The following is a 20,431-nucleotide window of genomic DNA, read 5'->3' on the forward strand; positions in this document are numbered from 1 at the left end:
GAAGGGTCCCGATCATGAGCCAAGACGCCGTTTCCAACCTTCTCGAGGCCGGTGACCTGACGGGCGCCATCGCCGCCGCCACCGCCCAGGTGCAGAAGGCGCCCACCGACACCGGCGCCCGTTATCTGCTGGCGGAATTGCTGTGCGCGGCGGGGCAGCTGGAACGCGCCGACACCCAGCTGACCGTGGTGCTGAACCAGGATCCCGGTTCCATGGTGCCGGTGTCGCTGCTCCGCCAGTTGATTCGGGCGGAGACGGCGCGCCAGGATTGGCACCGCGCCGGCCGCCCGCCGGAATTCCTGACGGAGGTGCCGCCCGCCGCCCGCCTGCACCTGGAGGCCGGGGTGAAGGCCCGGGACGGCGACGGGCAGGGGGCGGCACAGTCTTGGGGCGAGGCCGAAAGCCTGCGCCGTCCGCACGCCGGCCGGCACAAGGATGCCGTCTTCGCCGACTTCCGCGACCTGGACGATGCCTGCGGCGGCCTGCTGGAGGTGCTTAGCGCCGATGGCAAGTATTTCTGGGTGGCACTGGACGATGTCGGCGGCCTGGACTTCCAGCCACCCAAGCGTTTGTCGGAACTGCTGTGGCGGCCGGCGCGCCTGACCCTGCGCGATGGCACCGCCGGCACCGTCTACGTGCCCCTGGTCTATGCCGGCGTGACGCCGGAGACGGACCAGGAGCGTCTGGGCCGCGTCACCGACTGGGTGGAACGCGACGGTGCCGTCCTGGGCCGGGGGCAGCGCTGCTTCCTGGTGGGGGATGAGGCCGTTGGGCTCTTGGACCTGACCAGCCTGCGCTTCACCGAGGCGCTGTCGGATGAGGAGGCCGCGTAAGCCATGCCGGCCCCGTCGCCCGCCACCATCGTCCCGTCCGTGCTGGACCGGCTGTTGCAGCCGGTGGAGGGGCCTAGCGCGCGCCAGCCCGGCTGGAACGCTGCCGTCACCCAGCTGAAGCAGTCCATCCGCCGGGATCTGGAGGCGATGCTGAACACCCGCCGGCGGCCGGGCAAGCTGGGCCGGGACGTGGCGGAACTGCTGCGGTCGCCCTTGCGGTACGGCATCCCCGACTTCACCGCCCTGAACATGGCGGCCAAGGAACGGCAGGCCGCCTTCGGCCAGGCGCTGGAAACCGCCATCCGTGATTTCGAACCGCGCCTCAGCGGCGTGGCCGTGACCCTGCTGAACAGCGACAGCGGCCTGGACCGCACCCTGCGTTTCCGGGTGGAGGCGGTGATCCGGGTCGAGCCGTCGCCCGAGCCCATCGTCTTCGAATCCGTGCTGGACCCCGTCAGCCAGACCTTCTCCATCAAGGGCGATGTCCATGCCTGATACCTTCCTGTCCCTTTACAACCAGGAACTGGCGGCCATCCGGCGGGCGGCGACGCGCTTCGCGGGTGAGCATCCCAAGGTGGCGGGCCATCTGCGCATCAGCCCGACGACGGTGGACGACCCCCACGTCGCCCGCCTGATCGAATCCTTCGCCTATCTGACGGCGCGGGTGCGGCAGAAGCTGGATGACGATTTCCCGGAACTGACCGACGCCATGCTGGGGGTGCTGTACCCCCACCTGATGACGCCGCTGCCGTCCATGTCCATCGTGCAGATGAAGGCGGCCCCCGAGCTGACCGGCTGTTTCACCGTGCCGCGCGGGGCGGCGCTGGAGACGGAAGCCGTGCGGGGAGAGCCCTGCCGCTTCCAGACCACCATGCCGGCGGAGGTTTGGCCGGTGGAGGTGACGGCCGCCAGCCTGGCCGCCCTACCGGCGGCGGCCCCGCTGGTCAACGCGGCGCGCACCGCCAAGGCCGTCCTGCGGCTGAAGATCAGTTCCACCGCGCAAGGCATGGGCCTGACCGATCTGGGCGTGGACCGCCTGCGTTTCTTCCTGTCCGGTCCGCCGGAGCTGTCCTACACCCTGCATGAGCTGCTGCTGAACAACGTGGTCGGCATGGCGGTGGTGGAGGATGTGAACGACCCCCATCCGGTGGAACTGGGGCCCGACCATCTGAAATCCGTGGGTTTCGAGCCCGAGGACGGCATGGTGCCCTACGGCGCCCAGTCCTTCGTGGGCTATCGCCTGCTGAGCGAGCTGTTCGCCTTTCCGGAAAAGTTCCTGTTCGTGGACCTGCACGGCCTCAGCGCCCGCACGCTGCGCGGCGTGGGCCAGCATGCCGAAATCTACATCTACCTGGACCGCGCCTGGCCGGAGGGGGAGCGCCTGGTGCGGCCCCAGGTGTTCGCCCTGGGCTGCGCCCCGGTGGTCAATCTGTTCCGTCAGTCGGCGGAGCCCATCATCCTGGGCCATGACGCCACCGAGTACTTGGTGCAGGCCGACGCCCGCCGGCCGGAGGCGCGTGAGATCTACGCCATCGAACGGGTGCGCGCTTCTTCCCCCCGGGGGGAGAAGGTGGAATTCCTGCCGCTCTACGGCAACCACCATGGCACCGATCCGGCCCGCCATCAGCATTTCTGGCACACCATGCGGCGCCAGCGCGGGGCGCGGGATCGCAGCAGCGAGTTGTTCATCTCCCTGGTCGATCTGGGCCTGAACCCCAACGCCCCGCCGGACTGGACCGTCAGCATTGAGACGGTGTGCTTCAACCGCGACCTGCCGGCGCAACTGCCCTTCGGCGGCGGCCATCCCCGCTTCCACCTGACCGACGGCGGCCCGGTGTCCGGTGTGGCCTGTCTGACGCCGCCCACGGCGGTGGTGCGGCCGCAGATGGGGGATGGGGCCCGCTGGCGCCTGATCTCCCACCTCAACCTCAACCACCTGTCGCTGATCGACGGTGCTGACGGCAGTGGGGCGGCGGCCTTGCGTGAACTGCTGAAGCTGTACGACCTGAAGGACACGCCGGAGACCCGCGCCATCATCGAGGCGGTGACCAGCGTCGACAACCGCCGCGCCACGGCCCGGGCGCCGCATGCCGACTTCGCCGCCCTGTGCCGGGGCGTGGACATCGATCTGGTGCTGGATCCGGAACGGGCGGGCGCCATGGGCATCTTCCTGCCGGCGGCGGTGCTGGAACGCTTCTTCGCGCTCTACGCCTCCATCAATTCCTTCACCCGCCTGACCCTGCGGGCCAAGGGGCGGAAGGAGGCGCTGGTGCGCTGGGGTGCCCGCATCGGCGAGAAGGTGACGGCATGAACGCCATCGCCCCGGCCGCGACGATCACCATGCCGAATGCCCTGATCGACCTGCTGCGGTTTGAGCCGTTCCGCTTCGACCTGTTCCGCGCCATCCAGTTGCTGGAGCGGCAGTTCGGGGGCGAGGTGGGGGACGATGATCTGCCGCTCCGCTTCGCCGCCAATCAGTCGCTGTCCTTCCCGGCGCATGAGATCCAACGCCTGGATCTGCCGCACCTGCCCGGCGCCCCGGTCGAGGACGAACCGGACGGGCCAGGGGACGGGGCGTCCGTCCTGGCGCGCGTCGATCTGAACGTCCTGACCCTGACCGGGCCCCTGTCGGCGCTGCCCCAGGCCTATACCGAGACGGCCATCCGCAGCCTGCGCGACCGCACGCCAGGCTTCGCCGCCTTCCTGGACATCTTCAACGACCGCATCGCCACCCTGCTGTTCCGGGCGTGGCGGCGCTATCGCCTGCCGGCGCTGTATGAACTGCGCGGCCTGGCGGGGGGCGATAGCGCCACGGCGGCCCTGTTCGGCATCGCCGGTTTCGGCACCGGCCATCTGCGCGGGCGGCTGTCGATGCCCGATGAGGTCATGCTGTTCTACGCCGGGCTGTTCAGCCAGCAGCCGCGGGCGGCCATCTCGCTGGAACGCATGCTGGCCGATGCCGCCGGCCTGCCGGCGCGGGTGGAGCAGTTCGCCGGCCGCTGGATCGCCATCCCGGCGGAGGAGCAAAGCTGTTTGCGTGTCGGTGGCAAGGCGCCGGCCTATAATCGCCTGGGCGTGGATACGGTGGTGGGGGCCCGCATGTGGGACGTGCAGGGGCAGTTCCGCATCGTGCTGGGGCCCCTGACGCGACGGCAGTTCCTGGACCATTTGCCGGGCCGGCCGGCGCTGAAACGCCTGGTGGAACTGGCCCGCCTGTATGTGGGGCCGGAGTTCGGATTCGATATCCAGCTGGTGCTGCACCGGGAAGAGGTGCCGGGCTGCGTGCTGGACAGCCATGCCGAGTGCGGTCCGCGGCTGGGGTATGACACCTGGCTGGCGGCGCTACCCATGCTGAACGACCCTAAAGACACCATTATTGATATAAAAGGTATTGATTAGAGTATATTTACAATATAAAATATCAAAAGCGACTTTGTGTTAATGTATTGTTACGTGAACATCATAATAACAGATGGCAAATTAGACTCTATAACTATTGGGCAAGTTCCATTTTGATTTCCAGGATTATTTTGCACTCCTGTCACGCCCATGTGGGACGTGGCCGTTGGCAGGGCGATGTCAACCCGAAGCGCAGGTCATGACGATGGACTCGATGGATCTAAGGACGCTGGTCGATGGGCTGGATGCCGTGGCCCGGCGGGCGCTGGAAGCCGCGGCCGGCAGCGCCATGGCCAAGACGCATTATGAGATCGAGATCGAACACTGGCTGCTGGCCTTGGCTGACCGGCCGGAGGTGGGCTTGCGCACGGCCTTGGGCCCCCTGGGCCTGGCGCCGGAGACGCTGGAACGGGCGCTGGATCGCGCGCTGGCCCGCTGCCGCACCGGCAGCAGCCGGGCGCCGGCCTTCTCCCCCCGCGTCGTCTCGCTGATGCGTGAGGCCTGGTTCCTGGCCACCCTGCGTTTCAAGGCGGGCAAGGTTTCGCCGCTGCACCTGCTGGCGGCCCTGGTGCGCGACAAGAACGGCGCGCTGGCCTTCGCCGACTTGGCGGCAGCGCTGGAGAACATCGACGAGGCCGCGCTGGACACCGCCATCGAGGCGGAAGCGCCATCGGCCGAAGCCGGACCGGCCGCGCAAGGCGCCCGCAAGGTCGGCGGCCGCACGCCCAACCTGGACGCCTACACCATCGACCTGACGGCGGAGGCCGCCAGCGGGCGCATCGACCCCATCATCGGCCGTGATGCCGAGGTGCGGCAGGTGATCGACATCCTGACCCGCCGCCGCCAGAACAACCCCATCCTGGTGGGCGAGGCCGGCGTGGGCAAAACGGCGGTGGTGGAAAGCCTGGCCCTGCGCGTCGCGGCGGGGGAGGTGCCCCCGGCCCTGAAGGACGTTTCCATCCGCACCCTGGATCTGGGCCTGTTGCAGGCCGGCGCCGGCGTGAAGGGGGAGTTCGAGAACCGCCTGAAGGGCGTGATCGATGAGGTCAAGGCCTCACCCAAGCCCGTCATCCTGTTCGTGGATGAGGCGCACACCCTGATCGGCGCCGGCGGGCAGGCGGGACAGGGCGACGCCGCCAACCTGCTGAAGCCCGACCTGGCCCGCGGCGCCCTGCGCATGGTGGCCGCCACCACCTGGGCGGAATACAAGCGCTATGTGGAACGTGACGCGGCCCTGGTCCGCCGCTTCCAGACGGTGAAGGTGGACGAACCGGATGAGGCGACGGCCATCGCCATGATGCGCGGCCTGGTGCCCACCCTGGAAAAGCACCACGGCGTGCGCATCCTGGATGAGGCGGTGCGGGCGTCGGTGCGCCTGTCCCACCGCTACATCAGCGGCCGCCAGCTGCCTGACAAGTGCGTCAGCCTGCTGGACACCGCCGCCGCCATGGTGGCCATGAGCCATGCCGGCCGGCCGGAGGCGCTGGACGCCGTGGCGCAGGAGACCCGCACGCTGGAGGCGGAGAAGGCCGGCCTGCTGCGGGAGGCGGCGCTGGGCGCCGACCACGATGCGGCGCTGGCGGTGCTGGAGGACAAGCTGGCCGACGCCCAGCGCCGCCAGGATGAGATCAACTGGCGCTGGGGCGAGGAACGCCGCCTGGTCGATGAGATCGTGGGCGTGCGCGACGGGCTGGCGACGGCGGTCGGCGATACCGATGCCGCGGCCCTGCGGGGCCGCCATGTCCGCCTGCACCAGGACCTGACGGATTTCCAGGGCGAGCGGCCCATGCTGCACCAGGACGTCACCGCCCAGGCGGTGGCGGAGGTGGTGGCGCGCTGGACCGGCATCCCGGTGGGCCGCATGCTGTCCAGCGAGATCGACACCGTGCTGGGCCTGGAATGGCGGCTGGGCCAGCGGGTGGTGGGCCAGGACGGCGCCCTGCACCTGATCGCCGACGTGCTGCACACGGCCCGCGCCGGCATTGCCGACCCGCGCAAGCCGCCGGCCATCTTCCTGCTGGCGGGCCCCAGCGGCGTGGGCAAGACCGAGACGGCGCTGTCGCTGGCCGAGCTGATGTATGGCGGCGAGCAGAGCCTGACGGTCATCAACATGTCGGAGTTCAAGGAGGAGCATAAGGTCTCCCTCCTCATGGGCTCACCGCCCGGTTATGTCGGTTATGGCGAGGGCGGGGTGCTGACCGAGGCGGTGCGCCGCCGGCCCTACGGCGTGCTGCTGTTGGATGAGATGGAAAAGGCGCACCCCGGCGTGCAGGACATCTTCTACCAGGTGTTCGACAAGGGCGTGCTGCGCGACGGCGAAGGCCGCGACATCGACTTCCGCAACACCACCATCCTGATGGCGTCCAACGCCGGGTCGGACCTGCTGACCGCCCTGGGCGCGGACCGGGAGACGCTGCCGGACATGGCCGGGCTGGCGGCGGCGCTGCACCCGGAACTGCTGAAACACTACAAGGCGGCCTTCCTGGGTCGTATCACGGTGGTGCCCTACCTGCCGCTGACGGCGGACCGCCTGCGCGACATCGTGGGCCTGCAACTGGGCCGCCTGCGCCAGCGGGTGGACCAGACCTATGGCGCGGCATTGTCGGTGTCGCCGGCGGTGGTGGACCGGCTGGTGGCGCGCTGTGACGAGGGCGACATGGGTGCCCGGGCCATCGACCACGTGCTGTCGCGTGGCCTGATGCCGGCCCTGTCGCGCCGCCTTCTGGAAGTTTTGGCCGCCCGGCGCACCGTCGCCGCCGCGACCGTCGATTGGGATGACGAGGCCGGGGACTTCCGGATCGACATCCAAACGGTGCCCTTGGCCGAAAGGCCGATCCCTGAAACGGCCGTGGAGTCCGCAGCCGACTGACGAAGGGCGCCGTTCCCAAGGCGAGGGCGGAAGGGCCGGCCGCAGAGTCACCCCGCCCGCGCATGCTTTCCACAACCACCCAACCAAACGCAACGTCAACGTAACCAAGGAGTTATCATGCCCATCTACCTGCAGATCGACGGCATCGCCGGTGACGCCACCCAGCAGAACCACACCCAGTGGACGGACATCAAGACCCTGCAATGGGGTGTCAGCCGCTCCATGAATACCCTGGCGGGCGCCACCGCCAACCGCGAAGGGTCGGAGCCCAGCATCCGCGAAGTGATCCTGACCAAGACCAGCGACAGTTCGTCGGTGAAGCTGTTCTCGCAGGCCTGCAGCGGCCGTTCCGGCGTGAACGCCAAGATCCATATCGTCACCAGCGGCAACCCCGGTGACACCTATATCGAGTTCAACCTGACCAACACCCTGATCTCGTCCTACAACATCTCCGCTTCCGCCGACCGCCCGGAAGAGCAGGTCGTGCTGAACTTCACGAAGGTGGAGATGAAGTACACCCCGTACGACAGCCAGCACAACCCGCAGTCCCCGATCATTGCGTCCTACGATTTGGCCACCACCAAGTCGGCTTGATGCCATGCGGTGCGTGGGGCGCGCTTCGGTGCGCCCCACGGATCTCCCTTCATTTACTCCACGGCTTCATCGGTATCTTCTTTGTCTCTTGAAATAGGGGTACGGGCGATGTCAAAGCTGCAATTCGACGGGCAGGCGCACCAAATCACGCTTGTCAACGCGGCCGGAACTTCGGTGGGAACGTGGGCAGCCTATAATAATGTCGATAGTCATGCGACAATTCGGCACGTCCAAAACGGCACTTACATTATCCTGGATACGAGGGCGCCGCATCCGCACGCGGCTTCCGCGAACGGGCCGTATGGATTGCATGGCATCATTCGTTTCAATGTTCCGGGACATCCTGGGATCGGTGTGCATTCTGGCCGGGCGGCAGCGCGGCATTTGCCTGGGCCTGAACACCCGACCATGGGCTGTATCAGGACATCGGATGAGGCGATGGGTTCCATCGTGGGAGTGATGGGCCAAGACGCACTGACGACAATTGAAGTATTCAACAATGATGGCGTGGGCGCCCACGTTGCATCCGAACGGAATTTTTATGAAAGCCTTCAGGGGCGTAAATATGCTTAACGCTGAAACCAAGCGGGCGCGCTTGTTTGGGACGGGTGCGCTTGTCATCTCGATGGTGCTCTGGGCATCGCTGGCGAGTGCCAAAGTCTGTACGCCCGATGAAGCGGCCAAAGCCGACGAAATGGTCGATCATCTGGACAGCTGGGCTCAAGTCAATATCGCTTATAAGAAGTATGGTCACTGTGATGATGGTGAAATCGCGGAAGGAAACTCGGAGGCGGTGGCACGGTTGCTGGTGGATCAGTGGAATACGTTGCCCCAACTTAATGCGCTGATCAAAGGCAGCCCCACCCTGAAAACCTTCGTCATCCATCATATCGATGGCACCCTGGATACGGCTGATCTGGAAAAGATCAAGGCTCTTTCGGGGAGTTCTTGCCCCGCCGATGCCGCCGCGCTGTGCCATGATTTGGCGCGTGCCGCCACCAAAGCGGAGTGACACTGGTCGCGCCCGTTGAGAATAATAAATTTATTGGATTGTGGCATGTATTCATGCTGATCGGTCATCGATCTCTTAATGAATTTGAATTCTGATGCTAATTACCGAATTCAGTTCGCGTCTAATTCTGCCAAACATTCGCCGTACATGAAGAAGCTGGCGCGTTTTCCGGAACGGAAATGCCAAGCCTCGGGCGGTCTATGGGGCAAGCTTAAGGGAGGGAATTTTGCCACCAACATTGAACAGCGATTGGGGGCCCTATCGCAACGAGACCGAGGCGGCGGCCTGCCTGTGCGCCTATGTCGATAAGGTTTGCGGGCCCGGCGTCGGCATATCCTGGGCGACCAACGGGTACGTCTATCCCTTGCGCGGACCGACGCGGGATGCCGGCGGGTTCGGTGACATCTTCGTCTTCCAGTGGGACCACATCCCGGTGCCCCCGCCCAAGGCGGCGGTGGCGCCGGGCTTCTGGCATCGCGTCCGGTCCTTCATCGAACGCTGTATGGAGGCGGAAGGCAAGGCGGCCATCGCCCAGAGCCAGGCCGACATGGCGATGAGCCAGGCGATGGGCCGGGTCTTCAACCGCATGTTCACCTCGCACCAGGATGATGCCCTGGGCGTGGCGCTGGACATCCTGTGCGTCGCGGCCTCCATCGCCTTGATCCCCACGGGGCTGGGTGTCCTGGGCGTGGCGGGACTGGTGGGCGGCTCCTTCCTGCTGGTCGCGGACGGCACCGCCTATGGCATGGAACTGGCCGGCAACGACGAACAGGCCGAGGCCTTCAAGCAGCACACCGAGAAGTACCGCATCATCGCCACGGTGATGACCCTGCCCGACATCGTGGTCGGCGGGCCCAAGGCCATCAAGGAATTGGCCGAGGCCAGGGAGTTGCTGGAGGCGGACATGACGACCGCCCGGTCCGCTGAGACGCTGGGCGCCCGTACCGCCAATGCCTCCCGCGCGGAACGATACGCGCAGATTGCGGAGCGGGCTCATTTGCGGTCACAATTGCGCGCGCAACAGATCCGCGCCGGCATGACGCTGGAGGTCGCCCCCCGTGTCGCCGGCGTCGGGTCTGGTGTGCTGATGATACGGGAGGAAGTGTTGGGCGAGGAATCCCTGCTGCATGAAATCGCCCGCCGCCTTCATGTCCACAGCGTCGCGGTGCATAAATGATCACTGACACCCAGCCGGCCCCCGCCTGGCGCCGGCCGTCGCCAGGATATCTGTTCCATTTCGCGCTGGCGGCGGTGGGCATCACCTTCCTGGCCATCGGGCTGGATGGTTCGTTGAAACTGCGGGCGGGCGCCGATCCCATGGACGCCATGGACGGCGCCGGCCTGGTGGCTTTCCTGTTCAGCTGGCTGCTGGTGTTCGGCTTCCGCCTGATTTTCTGGGGCAAGGTGCCGGCGCCGGGCCAGCACCTGGTCCGCACGGTTCTCATCGGCATTTTCGCGGTGGAGATCGTGTGCGCCGTCGCCGCCCTGGCCCTGCTGTTCACCGGGCCGGGCAGCGTTCTGGTGACCGTGTTCACCCTGGCGGGGGTGCTGTGCCAGATCTCGACCATCGTCTGGCTGATCCGCCACCGGCAGGAGTGAGCGTCAGCGATCGCCGCTGAGCGGCAGCGTCTCCAGCAGGGGCCGCGCCAGGTACAACACCTGATAGGTGTCGCCAGCCGATGCCGGCGCTTCGGCCGTCAGGCGCAGGCGGGTCAGCGTCCAGGCGGCGGTGTCCAGGCCAGACGTCGCGGCCACAGTGTCACCGTCCTGGGCCGCCTGGCGGTTGCGTGCCGTCTCCGCCGCCAATTCGGCGGGCAGGTCGGCGTCCAGGGGAAGGGCGACATGCTCCACCGCCAGGAACCGGGCCGGTGCCCCGGCCGCGGGCCCCTTGCGCGCGTCCACCGCGATGCGCAGGTTCAGGACGGGCCGGCCGAAGCTGTCGGTGACCGACCGGAAGGTGCCGTCCGCGATGAAGTCGTGCAGGGCCGCCGCCTGGCGCCACAGATAGAAGGCGGAATAGCTGTTGGCGATGGCGCCGTCCTGCCCGGCGGCCCGCAGGACGAAGGCCTTGAAGTAAAGCTCCGCCTTGTTGTCCCAGAGCGGGCCGCGCTGGGCCGCGCGCCGGCGCAGGATTTCCAGGTCGTAATCGGCCGGAAGGCGGTGGGTGTAATGGGCGATCAGCATGACGCGGTTCTCCGAGGTGGGGATGCCCGGAGGATAGCGGCGCGCCTATGATTTCATAATCAGCTGAATGAATATTTCAGAGATTTCAGATTGCAATGATGGTGGTCAACCGATGCCATCATTCGCGGTCCGCCGCAGGAAGTCCGCCAGGGCGCGCACCGCCGGCGGGGTATAGCGCTGCTTGGGGTAATAGAGGAACCAGCCGGGGAAGGGTGGGGAGAATTCCTGCAGCAGCGGCACCAGGGCGCCCTGGTCGATCAGCGGTCGCATCCAGCGGTCCGACCAATAGGCGAAGGCGATGCCCACGCCCTGTGCCGCCGCCTGCAAGGCGGTGTCGCGATGGGACACCACCAGCGGTCCTTCCACCGCCACGGAAAACCAGCGGCCGTCGGTCTGGAATTCCCAATTGTACAGCTTGCCGCTGCCGGGCTTGCGCCAGTTGATGCAGCGGTGGCCGTGCAGGTCGGCCGGCACCTGGGGCCGGCCATGGCGGGCGATATAGTCGGGGGAGGCCACGGCCACCTGGTGCAGGTCGGGGCCCAGCTTCACCGCCACCATGTCCTGGTCCAGCAATTCGCCCAGGGTGATGCCCACGTCGAAGCCGGCGCCGACGATGTCCACCACCGCGTCGTTGATCGCCAGTTCCAGGATGATGTCGGGGTATGCGGCATGGAAGCGGCCCAGCACCGGTTCCACCAGGCTGGCGGCCGCCAGGCGGGGCAGGTGCAGGCGCACCGTGCCGGCCGGCGTGGCGCGCAGGCTGCTGACATCCTCCACCGCCGCCTGCATCTGGTCCATCGCCGGCTTGAACCCCGCCAGCAGGCGGGCGCCGGCCTCGGTCAGGGCGGTGCTGCGGGTGGTGCGGTGGAACAGGCTGACGCCCAGCCTTTCCTCCAGGTCGCGGATGGTCTGGCTGAGGGCCGAGGGCGTCACCCGCAACTGGGCGGCGGCGCGGGAGAAGTTGCCGTGTTCCGCGATCATGGCGAATGCCCGCAGGTCAGCGAATTCATGGCCTCGCATCATACGCGCGGCATCTGATCGTGACCGATCAAATGCCGTCCCTCAATCGCCGGGCGCCGGTATCCACCGGCTTGGCTTGTCCTCAGTTTCCAGTCCACTTCGTTCCCCGAAAACTTCCGGCGCCCCCGGTCGGGGTCTAGGGCGGCACGAGCCGCTTCTCATGCCGCCGAGATTATGCCCTTAAATCTAACAGACGTATCCGATTTATGTAGCATAGTGCAGAACGGCAGATGGTGGCTAGATGAGGGCAACCGCAATCGAGGTTTCCAAAGCCATGACCGACAGCAAACAAAAAACTTTCCTGATCACCGGCACCAGTTCCGGTTTCGGCCGGGCCTTCGCCGAGGCCGCCCTGACCGCCGGCCACACCGTGGTGGGCACGGTGCGCGATCCCGCCGCGCAGGCCGCCTTCCGTGATCTCCATCCCAGCCGGGCGCACGCCGTGCTGCTGGATGTGACCGAGACCGACGCCATCGCGCCGGCGGTGGCCGCCATCGAGCGCGATATCGGCGCCGTCGACGTGCTGGTGGTCAACGCCGGCTACGGGCACGAAGGCCTCCTTGAGGAATCGCCGTTGGCGGAGATGCGCCAGCAGTTCGAGGTCAACGTCTTCGGCGCGGTCGCCACCATCAAGGCCGTGCTGCCCTTCATGCGGCAGCGTCGCGCTGGCCACATCGTCACCATCACCTCCATGGGCGGTTTCATCACCATGCCGGGCATCGCCTATTACTGCGGTAGCAAGTTCGCGCTGGAAGGCATCACCGAGGTGCTGGCCAAGGAGGTGCGGCACCTGGGCATACGCGTGACGGCGGTGGCGCCCGGATCGTTCCGCACCGATTGGGCCGGCCGTTCCATGGTGCGATCCGACCGCAGCATTCCCGACTATGACAGCCTGTTCGATCCCATCCGCCAGGCGCGGCAGGACAAGAGCGGCCGCCAGGCGGGCGATCCGGCCAAGGCGGCGCAGGCGCTGCTAACGCTGGTGGCGGCCGATGCCCCGCCCGTGCACCTGCTGTTAGGCACCGACGCCCTGGGTCTGGTGCGGGCCAAGCTGGCGGACATGCAGGCGGAAATCGACGCGTGGGAGGATCTGACCCGCTCGACCGACTTTTCCTGAAGCGGAACTTTGGCCGGAAGGCCTTGGTTTCCCCTGGACCTGTCTTTATCAAAAAGGTGTGTCCAGATGTCCAACACCCAGGAAGTGGCGGGGGACACCCCGCCCGTGGAACTCAACATCAGCGCGGAGAAGGTCTTTTTCATCATCGTCAAGGCGCGGGAGTTCGACGTGAAGGTCGACCCCGTGGAGCCCGACCCGGCCTCCAACGCCGCCGATGATGGTGAACGCGCCATCCTTGAGGATTATGACGACGATCCCACCCAGGCCGAATTGGTGGGTGCCATCGCCAGCTTGAACGATGACGAGGTGGTGGACCTGATCGCCCTGGCCTGGGTGGGGCGCGGCGACTACGACGCCAGCGAATGGGCGGAGGCCCGTGCCTTGGCTTTTGAACGCCATCGCGAGAAATCCGCCCGCTACCTGATCGGCATCCCCACCTTGGGCGACTTCCTGGAGGAGGGGCTGGCGGCCCTGGGCCACTCCGTCGAGGAGTTTGAGGTGGACCGCCTGTGACGGCGCCGAATAGGCCGGAACCATCCCCGGTCCTGTTGATTGATGGTGCGCGGGCGTGCATCCGGCATGACGCCCGTCCCCAAAAATCCCACAGCAATGTCGCCGACGGAGGAAAACCATGGGTTGGTTCACCAAGGACATCGAGACGATGAACGATCTTTTCGTCCATCAGCTGAAGGACATCTACTACGCGGAAAAGCGCATCCTGAAGGCCCTGCCGGACATGGTGGAAAAGGCCACCAACCCGGAACTGAAGCAGGGGTTTGAAACCCATCTGCGCGAGACGCAAGGCCAGATCCAGCGGCTGGAGCAGGTGTTCCAGCTGCACGGCGTGGAGCCGGAGGCGGTGAAGTGCCCCGCCATCGACGGCATCCTGGATGAGGCCGACGACGTGGCCGGCGATGTCGAGGACAAGCAGGTGCTGGACGCCGCCCTGGTGGCCGCCGCCCAGGCGGTGGAGCACTATGAGATCTCGCGCTACGGCACCCTGGTCGCCTGGGCACAGTTGCTGGGCCGGGATGATTGCGCCCAACTGCTGGCCGACAATCTGGCCGAGGAAAAGGCCACGGACGAGAAGCTGACGGCCTTGGCGCGCTCACGCATCAATACGCTGGCGGCGTAACGAACCATAATGGAAAGGCCGGGGCCTGCGCGGGCCCCGGCCTTTCTTTTCCCTCAATTGCCGGGCGCGGCCATCCGGTCGCTGGGCTTCCTCAGTTTCCAGTCCACTTCGTTCCCGGAAACTTCCGGCGGACGCCGTCGCGTCCTACGGCGGCATGAGTGTTCATGCCGCCGTTCGTATGCTCCTATTCAGCGGCGTTCAATGACAGGTCGGCCGCGCGGGCGGAGGCATGGGCCGCCGCCTTGCGGGGGGATGTCCGGGCGGTGGACGTCTTGCGGGTGGTGCGCGGGATCTTGCCGGCCTTCTTCTCCAGCGCCTCGGTGAAGGATTCACCCCAGGCCACGGCGGTCTTGTCCTTGATGGCGTCCCACAGGCTGTGCCAGCGGCGCTGGCGTTCCTCCAGCGGCATGGACAGCGCGCGGCGCAACGTCTCCTCGATCTGGTCGGGGTCGTAGGGGTTCACCTGGACGGCGGCCTGCAACTGTGCCGCCGCGCCGGCGAAGCGCGACAGTACCAGCACCCCGGGATCGGCCGGGTCCTGTGCCGCCACGAATTCCTTGGCCACCAGGTTCATGCCGTCGCGCAACGGTGTTACCAGGCCGACGCGCGCCAGGCGCATGTAGCTGGCGACGGTGGTGCGCTGGCTGCCCTGGGTGACCAGCTTCAGCGGTGTCCAATCCGGATCGGAATAAGCGCCGTTGGTGGCGCCGGCGATGCGTTCCAGGTCGCGCAGCAGGGTGCGGTAGGCCTGCACCCCCTCACGCGACTTGGCGGCGATTTGCAGGAAGCTGACCTTGCGGTGCCATTTGGGCTCCGCCGCCAGGAACTGCTGGAAGGCGGTCAGCCGCTCCGTCAGGCCCTTGGTCGGGTCTAGCCGGTCGATGCCCAGCACCAGGGCGCGGCCGTCCAGATTATAGGCCAGATCCTGCGACGCCTGCTTTTTCATCGCCGCTTCGGTCACGCGGGCGAATTCCTGGGCATCGATTTCCACCGGGAAAACACCCAGGCGCACCGTGCGTTCCTCCACCTTCAGGGTCAGGGCACCGATGCGCCGGGCGCCGCCGTAGCGCGCGGCCGTCTGGGCGAAATGCTCGGCATCGTCGGCCGTCTGGAAACCGATCAGGTCGGACGCCAGCACGTCGCGCACCAGGCCCAGCAGGCCTTCGGAAATGGCGGCCACCACCGGCGGCGGGAAGGGGATGTGCAGGAAGAAACCGATGGGGTTGCGGACCTTCAGGTCGCGCAGCGCCGCCGGCATGCCCAGCAACTGGTAATCGTGGATCCAGACCAGGTCGTCCTTCTTCAGCAGGCCGGACAAGGCGGTGGCGAAGCGGTGGTTGACGGCGCGATAGGCGGCCAGTTCATTGCGCTGGAACCGCACCACCCCCGGCATGGTGTGCAGCAGGGGCCACAGCACGCCGTTGGCATAACCCAGGTAATATTTGCGATGTTCATCGGGGGTCAGGTCGATCATGGCGCATTTCACGCCCTGCCGCTCCACCAGCCGGGGCTCCGCGGCGGGCTTGTCCGACAGCGCGTCGCTCCATCCGAACCACAGGCCCTTGCGGCGCTGCAACAGGCCGCTCAGCGCCACCACCAGGCCGCCGGCCTGCGGCGTGCCGGCGGCGGGAACCCGGTTGGATACGATGACCAGGCGTTTCATGGATGCCCCCTAAAATTACGTCAGCCCGGAAACGCAACCGTCCAACCGGGGGGTGAGTTCCATTGCGATGCAATAAAACCGTGTCGCTCAATAGTCGGGCGGGGCCGGCAACGCCGCCGGGTCCACCGGCTGCCAGCCCAGGCCCAGGCTTTTTTGCAGGGCGATGTAGTCGTTGCTGACCTGGGCCTGGGATTGGGCCAGGCTTTGTTCCGCCTGCAAGCGCTGTTGCTCGGCGTCCAGCGCGTCCAGCGCGGTGGCGGTGCCGCCACGATAACGCATGTCGGTAAGGCGGGCGGCCCGGGTCGCCACCTCCAGCGCCCCTTCCAGCTGGAAGGCGTTCTCGCGCTGGTGGCCGTAGCGCGACAGGCTGCCCTCGGCGTCCTGCAGGGCTTGCAGCACCGTTTGCTGGTACTGCGCCAAGCTTTCCTGGTTGGCGGCGCTGGCCTGGCGGATCTGGGCGCGGGTCTTGCCCCAGTCCAGCACGTTCCAGCTCAGCATCGGCGCGCCAACCATGCTGAGGCTGCTGGCGCGGAACAGGGTGTCCACGGCGTTGGACCCGAAGCCGATGCTGCCGAACAAGCTGACGGTGGGGAACAGCTGGGCCACGGCATAGCCGATGCTGGCGTTGCTGGCCGCTAGCTGGCGTTCGGCGGCGCGGATGTCCGGCCGGCGGCGCAGCATGGCGGCGGGGTCGGCCACCGGCACCACGGCCGGCGGCAGGGGCAGGGGGCGCACGGGCGTGAGTTCCGCGTCCAGGGCGCCCGGTTCCTGGGCGGTCAGCATGGACAGCTGGTCCATCGCCTGTTCCACCTGGCCCTCCAGCGGGGACAAGCGGGCGTCGGTCTGGCGCATCTGCGCCTCCACCTTGGCCACGTCGGCGTCGGTGGCGGTACCCAGGCGGCGCTTGTCCAGGGTCAGGTCGAACATGCGGTGCTCGGCGGCGCTGGAGGCGCGCGCCAGGTCCAGTTCGTGCTGGGCGTCGCGCAGGCTGACGTAGGCCTGCCCCACCTCCGCCGCCAGTTGGACCTGCGCGTCCTCATACTGGGCCGCACTGGCGTCCATCTGCGCCGCCGCCGCCTCCACCTGGCGGCGGGTGCCGCCGAAGATGTCCAGTTCCCAGCGAGCGTCGAAGCCGACGTTGTACAGCTCGGTGGTGACGTGGTTGGGGATATCGACCTTGGGCGCGCCGTTGGGGAACAGCGCGGGGTCGGTGATGGCCTCCTGCGCCAGCGCGGCGTTGACGCGGTTGTCCAGGGTCGACAACTGGCCGGTGGGGATGCGGGCCTTGGCCGCCAGGGTGGATGAGTTGACCTGCGGGAACAGGGCGGACCGCGTCTGCACGATAGTGGCGCGGGCCTGAAGGATGCGCGCCTCCGCCGCCTTCAGGGTGGGGCTGGCGCCCAGCGCCAGGTCGATCAGGTGGGTCAGTTCGGGGTCGTTCATCCCCTCCCACCACCGCGCGGGCGGGGTGGCGACGTCCACGGGGGCCGATGCCGCGCGGTGGAACTGGCCAGCGGTTTCCGACATGGGCGCCACATCGGGCGGGCCCCGGTAATCCGGTCCCACGGTGCAGGCCGCCGCCAGCAGCAGAAGCAGGGCGGGCATCGTTTTCATCATCGCCGGCTTCATGCCGCACCTCCGGGCGCGCCGCCCTTGGGCAGGGGGCGCATCAGCAGGACCAGGGGAATGCAGCCGAACAGGATCATGCCGAACAGCCAGAACAGGTCGCTGTAGGTCATCACCGTGGCCTGCAATGTCACCTGCTGGGAAAACGCCGCCAGGCCTTGCAGAGGGCCGCCGTCCGGGTTGCGCGCCGCCAGTTGTTGCGACAGTGCCCCCAGGTAGTTCTGCCCGTCGGGGGAGTTGGCGGTGATGCTGGACCCGATGCGGTCCACATGCAGGGTGGTGCGCTGGTCCAGCAGGGTGGACACCACGGCCAGGGCGAAGGATCCGCCCAAATTGCGGGCGGCGTTGAACAGGCCGGACGCGTCCTCCGCCAGTTCCTTGGCCACCGACGCGGTGGCCGCCTGGTTCAGGAACAACATGGAAAAGAACTGCCCTACGCCGCGCAGCAACTGCGGCCCCACCAGTTCCGGCCCCGCCACCTCCGGCGTCAGGTGGGAGTTCAGCATGCAGCTGAGGCCGTAAAAGCCCAGCCCCGTCGCCACCGCCAGGCGCACGTCGATGCGTTTGACCGCCAGGGGGAATAGCGGCATCAGCATCAGGGTGGGGATGCCGCTGATCATGGCGATGTAGCCCGCCTGTTCCGGGTTGTAGCCGGGCACGGCGTTCAGGTACTGCGGGATCAGGTACAGCAGGCCATAGAGCGCGCCGCCCACCACCAGGCTCATCATGAAGACGCTGGCGAAGCTGCGGTTGAACAGGATGCGCAACTGGATCACCGGCTCGCGCGCCAGCAACTGCCCGGCGATCAGCAGCAGGAAGCCCACGATGGACACGGCCGTCAGGCTGTTGATCATGTCGGATTCGAACCAGCGCTCGCGCTGCCCTTCCTCCAGCAGGGTGGTCAGGCAGCCCAGGCCCAGGGTCAATCCCGCGATGCCCAGCCAGTCGGCGCGGGCCAGTTGCCCCCAGTCGCCCTTGTCCGACGGCAGGCCCAGGGTCAGCAGGCCCAAGAGGCCGACGCCGATGGGCAGGTTCAGGAAAAAGGCGTAGTGCCAGCTGGCGTTTTCCGCCAGGTAACCGCCGATCACCGGCCCCAGCACCGGCCCCAAAACGGCGGTGGCGCCGAACATGGCGACGCCGATGGGCTGCTTCTCCGGCGGCAGGCGGGTGGACACGATGGTGAGTGCCGTGGGGATCATGGCGCCGCCGGTCAGGCCCTGGCCCACCCGGCCGATGATCATCTGTCCCAGATTGCCGGCGATGCCGCACATCATCGACGACAGCACGAAGCCGCTGGTGACGATCAGCAGGAAGGTACGCAGGCCGATCATGCGCACGAACCAGCCGGCCAGCGCGATCATCACGATCTCCGCCACCAGGTAGGCGGTGGAAATCCAGGTGCCCTCGCTGCCGCTGGCGCCGACCTCACCCTGGATCAGGGGCAAGGCCGCGTTGACGATGGACACGTCCAACGTCGCCATCAGGGCGCCGATGGTGCCGGCGGCCACCGCCAGCCAGGCACCGTTCTCCGCTTTGGCCCCACCGCTCAATTGCCACCCCCGTTGCGCTCATCGCCATTGGGTGCACCGCCTTGACCGGCGCCGTTCAAGGGTTTGTCCTGCTTTTCGGCGTCGCGGTTGCGCTGCACGGCGTCGTCATGCTCGCGGTTGCGGCGTTCCTCCGTCCGTTTCGCCTCCTCGCGGATGCGCTTGTCTTCCTGCTTGGCGCCGATGGTATCGACGGTGACGATGACCGACAGCCCGGGCACCAGCACCTTGCGTGCCTCCGGTCCCGCCTCGATGTGGATGCGCACGGGCACGCGCTGCACGATCTTGGTGAAGTTGCCGGTGGCGTTCTGCGGCGGCAACAGGGCGAACTGCGCGCCGGTGCCGGGGGCGAAGCTTTCCACCGTGCCGTGGAACTCACCGCCGCTGACGGCATCCACGGTGATTATCGCCGGCTGGCCGATGCGCATCAGGCCGATCTGCGTTTCCTTGTAGTTGGCGACCAGGTAGACGCCCTCAACCGGCACGATGGACATCAGGCGGGTGCCGGTCTGCACGTACTGGCCCACCCGCACGGTCCGGTCGCCCACCCGGCCGCGGATGCTGCTGACCACCAGGGTGGATTGCAGGTCCACGTCCGCCTGGTTGACCTGCGCCTGTGCTTGGTTCACCTGGGCCTGGGCGCTTTGGATTTGCGCGTTCAGCACGTCGATCTGGCGCTGGGCGCTTTCCACCGCGGCCTCATCCGCCACGGCCTCGGCCCGGGCCTGGTCGCGGCTCTGGCGCATCTGGTCCAGCTGTTCCGCCGTTTGTGCGCCGCTGGCGGCCAGTGGTGTATAGCGGTCCACCTGGCGCTGGGCATAGAGGGCGGTGGCCTGGGCGCCCAGCAATTGCGCTTTGGCACGGGTGATCTCCGCCTCCTGCCGGCGGATTTGCGCCTGGTATTCGGCGATGGCGGCGCGGCCCTGTTCCCTCTGGGCCAGCGCCTGGTCGTGCTTGGCCCGGGGCTCGCGCTCATCGATCTTGGCCAGCGCCTGGCCCGGTTCCACCAGCTGGTTGTCCTGCACCAGCACCTGTTCCACATAACCCGCCACCTTGGGCGAGATGGTGACCACGTCGGCCTGCAGATAGGCGTCGTTGGTCTCCTGCTCATACTGGCCGGTGGTCCAGTAATAGACGCCCCAGGCGATCAACAGGGCGGCGACCACGATCGCCGCGATGATCAGGCCGATGCGTACCCGCGGGTTGGCCAGCGGCGACGGCTTGTCTTTTTTCTCGTCCTTCTTGCCATCACCGGACTCCTTTTTGTCCGGCTCCTTCTCATCAGGGCGGTCGTCGCGGTCGCTCATGTACGGAACCTTGGCTGGTGGGCCGCTGTAAACGGACGCCGCTGTCCAGTTGTTCCGTGACAATCGCGTATGTGCTTATTTTTGCTGGCGATGCAACCAAATGCCGTGTCGCGGCGTTATCCCTC

The 20,431-nt window shown here is 67.0% G+C and carries 19 protein-coding genes; 13 read left to right on the forward strand and 6 right to left on the reverse strand.

Annotated features, from left to right (window positions below; genetic code table 11):
• Window positions 1-14: 14 nt before the first annotated feature.
• The 10 genes from PW843_28965 (at window position 15) to PW843_29010 (ending at window position 10,306) form a co-directional block, all read left to right on the forward strand.
• On the forward strand, window positions 15-833 hold the full coding sequence (locus tag PW843_28965) for a type VI secretion system accessory protein TagJ (GenBank protein ID MDE1150600.1): 819 nt from the start codon (window positions 15-17) through the stop codon (window positions 831-833).
• A 3-nt stretch (window positions 834-836) separates the two neighbouring features.
• Window positions 837-1,328: a type VI secretion system baseplate subunit TssE gene (tssE, locus tag PW843_28970; protein ID MDE1150601.1), complete on the forward strand. Its 492-nt coding sequence runs from the start codon at window positions 837-839 to the stop codon at window positions 1,326-1,328.
• Complete coding sequence (gene tssF / locus PW843_28975; GenBank protein MDE1150602.1) at window positions 1,321-3,144, forward strand: type VI secretion system baseplate subunit TssF; 1,824 nt, start codon at window positions 1,321-1,323, stop codon at window positions 3,142-3,144. The genes tssE and tssF overlap by 8 nt, the downstream gene beginning before the upstream one ends.
• Entirely contained in the window at window positions 3,141-4,232 is a 1,092-nt protein-coding gene (gene tssG, locus PW843_28980) for a type VI secretion system baseplate subunit TssG (protein ID MDE1150603.1), read from the forward strand. The genes tssF and tssG overlap by 4 nt, the downstream gene beginning before the upstream one ends.
• Window positions 4,233-4,446: 214 nt before the next feature.
• Complete coding sequence (tssH, locus tag PW843_28985) at window positions 4,447-7,101, forward strand: type VI secretion system ATPase TssH (GenBank protein ID MDE1150604.1); 2,655 nt, start codon at window positions 4,447-4,449, stop codon at window positions 7,099-7,101.
• A 117-nt stretch (window positions 7,102-7,218) separates the two neighbouring features.
• Complete coding sequence (locus tag PW843_28990; protein ID MDE1150605.1) at window positions 7,219-7,695, forward strand: type VI secretion system tube protein Hcp; 477 nt, start codon at window positions 7,219-7,221, stop codon at window positions 7,693-7,695.
• Window positions 7,696-7,803: 108 nt separating this feature from the next.
• On the forward strand, window positions 7,804-8,268 hold the full coding sequence (locus PW843_28995) for a hypothetical protein (GenBank protein ID MDE1150606.1): 465 nt from the start codon (window positions 7,804-7,806) through the stop codon (window positions 8,266-8,268).
• A complete protein-coding gene (locus PW843_29000) occupies window positions 8,261-8,707 on the forward strand; it encodes a hypothetical protein (protein ID MDE1150607.1) in 447 nt (148 codons plus the stop codon). The genes PW843_28995 and PW843_29000 overlap by 8 nt, the downstream gene beginning before the upstream one ends.
• Window positions 8,708-8,933: 226 nt before the next feature.
• Entirely contained in the window at window positions 8,934-9,884 is a 951-nt protein-coding gene (locus PW843_29005; GenBank protein MDE1150608.1) for a hypothetical protein, read from the forward strand.
• Window positions 9,881-10,306 carry a hypothetical protein gene (locus PW843_29010; GenBank protein ID MDE1150609.1) on the forward strand — a complete coding sequence of 142 codons (426 nt, stop codon included), beginning with the start codon at window positions 9,881-9,883 and terminating at the stop codon, window positions 10,304-10,306. The genes PW843_29005 and PW843_29010 overlap by 4 nt, the downstream gene beginning before the upstream one ends.
• A 3-nt stretch (window positions 10,307-10,309) precedes the next feature.
• Here PW843_29010 and PW843_29015 read toward each other — a convergent pair whose 3' ends face one another.
• Both PW843_29015 and PW843_29020 read right to left on the reverse strand, forming a co-directional pair.
• A complete protein-coding gene (locus PW843_29015) occupies window positions 10,310-10,891 on the reverse strand; it encodes a DUF4865 family protein (protein MDE1150610.1) in 582 nt (193 codons plus the stop codon).
• Between the two features lie 105 nt (window positions 10,892-10,996).
• A complete protein-coding gene (locus tag PW843_29020; GenBank protein MDE1150611.1) occupies window positions 10,997-11,911 on the reverse strand; it encodes a LysR family transcriptional regulator in 915 nt (304 codons plus the stop codon).
• Window positions 11,912-12,185: 274 nt separating this feature from the next.
• Between PW843_29020 and PW843_29025 the strand changes: the two genes are divergently transcribed.
• From PW843_29025 to PW843_29035, 3 genes are all read left to right on the forward strand, one after another.
• The gene (locus PW843_29025; GenBank protein ID MDE1150612.1) at window positions 12,186-13,028 is read left to right on the forward strand and encodes an oxidoreductase; all 843 of its coding nucleotides are present in this window, start codon (window positions 12,186-12,188) and stop codon (window positions 13,026-13,028) included.
• Window positions 13,029-13,094: 66 nt separating this feature from the next.
• The gene (locus PW843_29030) at window positions 13,095-13,541 is read left to right on the forward strand and encodes a DUF3775 domain-containing protein (GenBank protein MDE1150613.1); all 447 of its coding nucleotides are present in this window, start codon (window positions 13,095-13,097) and stop codon (window positions 13,539-13,541) included.
• 118 nt (window positions 13,542-13,659) lie between these two features.
• Window positions 13,660-14,163 carry a ferritin-like domain-containing protein gene (locus PW843_29035; protein ID MDE1150614.1) on the forward strand — a complete coding sequence of 168 codons (504 nt, stop codon included), beginning with the start codon at window positions 13,660-13,662 and terminating at the stop codon, window positions 14,161-14,163.
• Between the two features lie 184 nt (window positions 14,164-14,347).
• On the opposite strand, the gene PW843_29040 is transcribed toward PW843_29035, so the two are convergent.
• The 4 genes from PW843_29040 to PW843_29055 all read right to left on the reverse strand — a co-directional run bounded on the left by PW843_29040 (window position 14,348) and on the right by PW843_29055 (window position 20,306).
• The gene (locus PW843_29040) at window positions 14,348-15,826 is read right to left on the reverse strand and encodes a trehalose-6-phosphate synthase (protein MDE1150615.1); all 1,479 of its coding nucleotides are present in this window, start codon (window positions 15,824-15,826) and stop codon (window positions 14,348-14,350) included.
• Window positions 15,827-15,913: 87 nt separating this feature from the next.
• Entirely contained in the window at window positions 15,914-17,431 is a 1,518-nt protein-coding gene (locus PW843_29045) for an efflux transporter outer membrane subunit (GenBank protein ID MDE1150616.1), read from the reverse strand.
• Between the two features lie 20 nt (window positions 17,432-17,451).
• Window positions 17,452-19,002, reverse strand: coding sequence for an MDR family MFS transporter (locus tag PW843_29050; protein ID MDE1150617.1), 1,551 nt, complete (start codon window positions 19,000-19,002; stop codon window positions 17,452-17,454).
• Window positions 18,999-20,306, reverse strand: coding sequence for an HlyD family secretion protein (locus tag PW843_29055; protein ID MDE1150618.1), 1,308 nt, complete (start codon window positions 20,304-20,306; stop codon window positions 18,999-19,001). Before PW843_29055 ends, PW843_29050 begins: the two co-directional genes overlap by 4 nt.
• Window positions 20,307-20,431: the final 125 nt, after the last annotated feature.

It is taken from the genome of Azospirillaceae bacterium, assembly GCA_028283825.1.
Classification (GTDB): domain Bacteria; phylum Pseudomonadota; class Alphaproteobacteria; order Azospirillales; family Azospirillaceae; genus Nitrospirillum.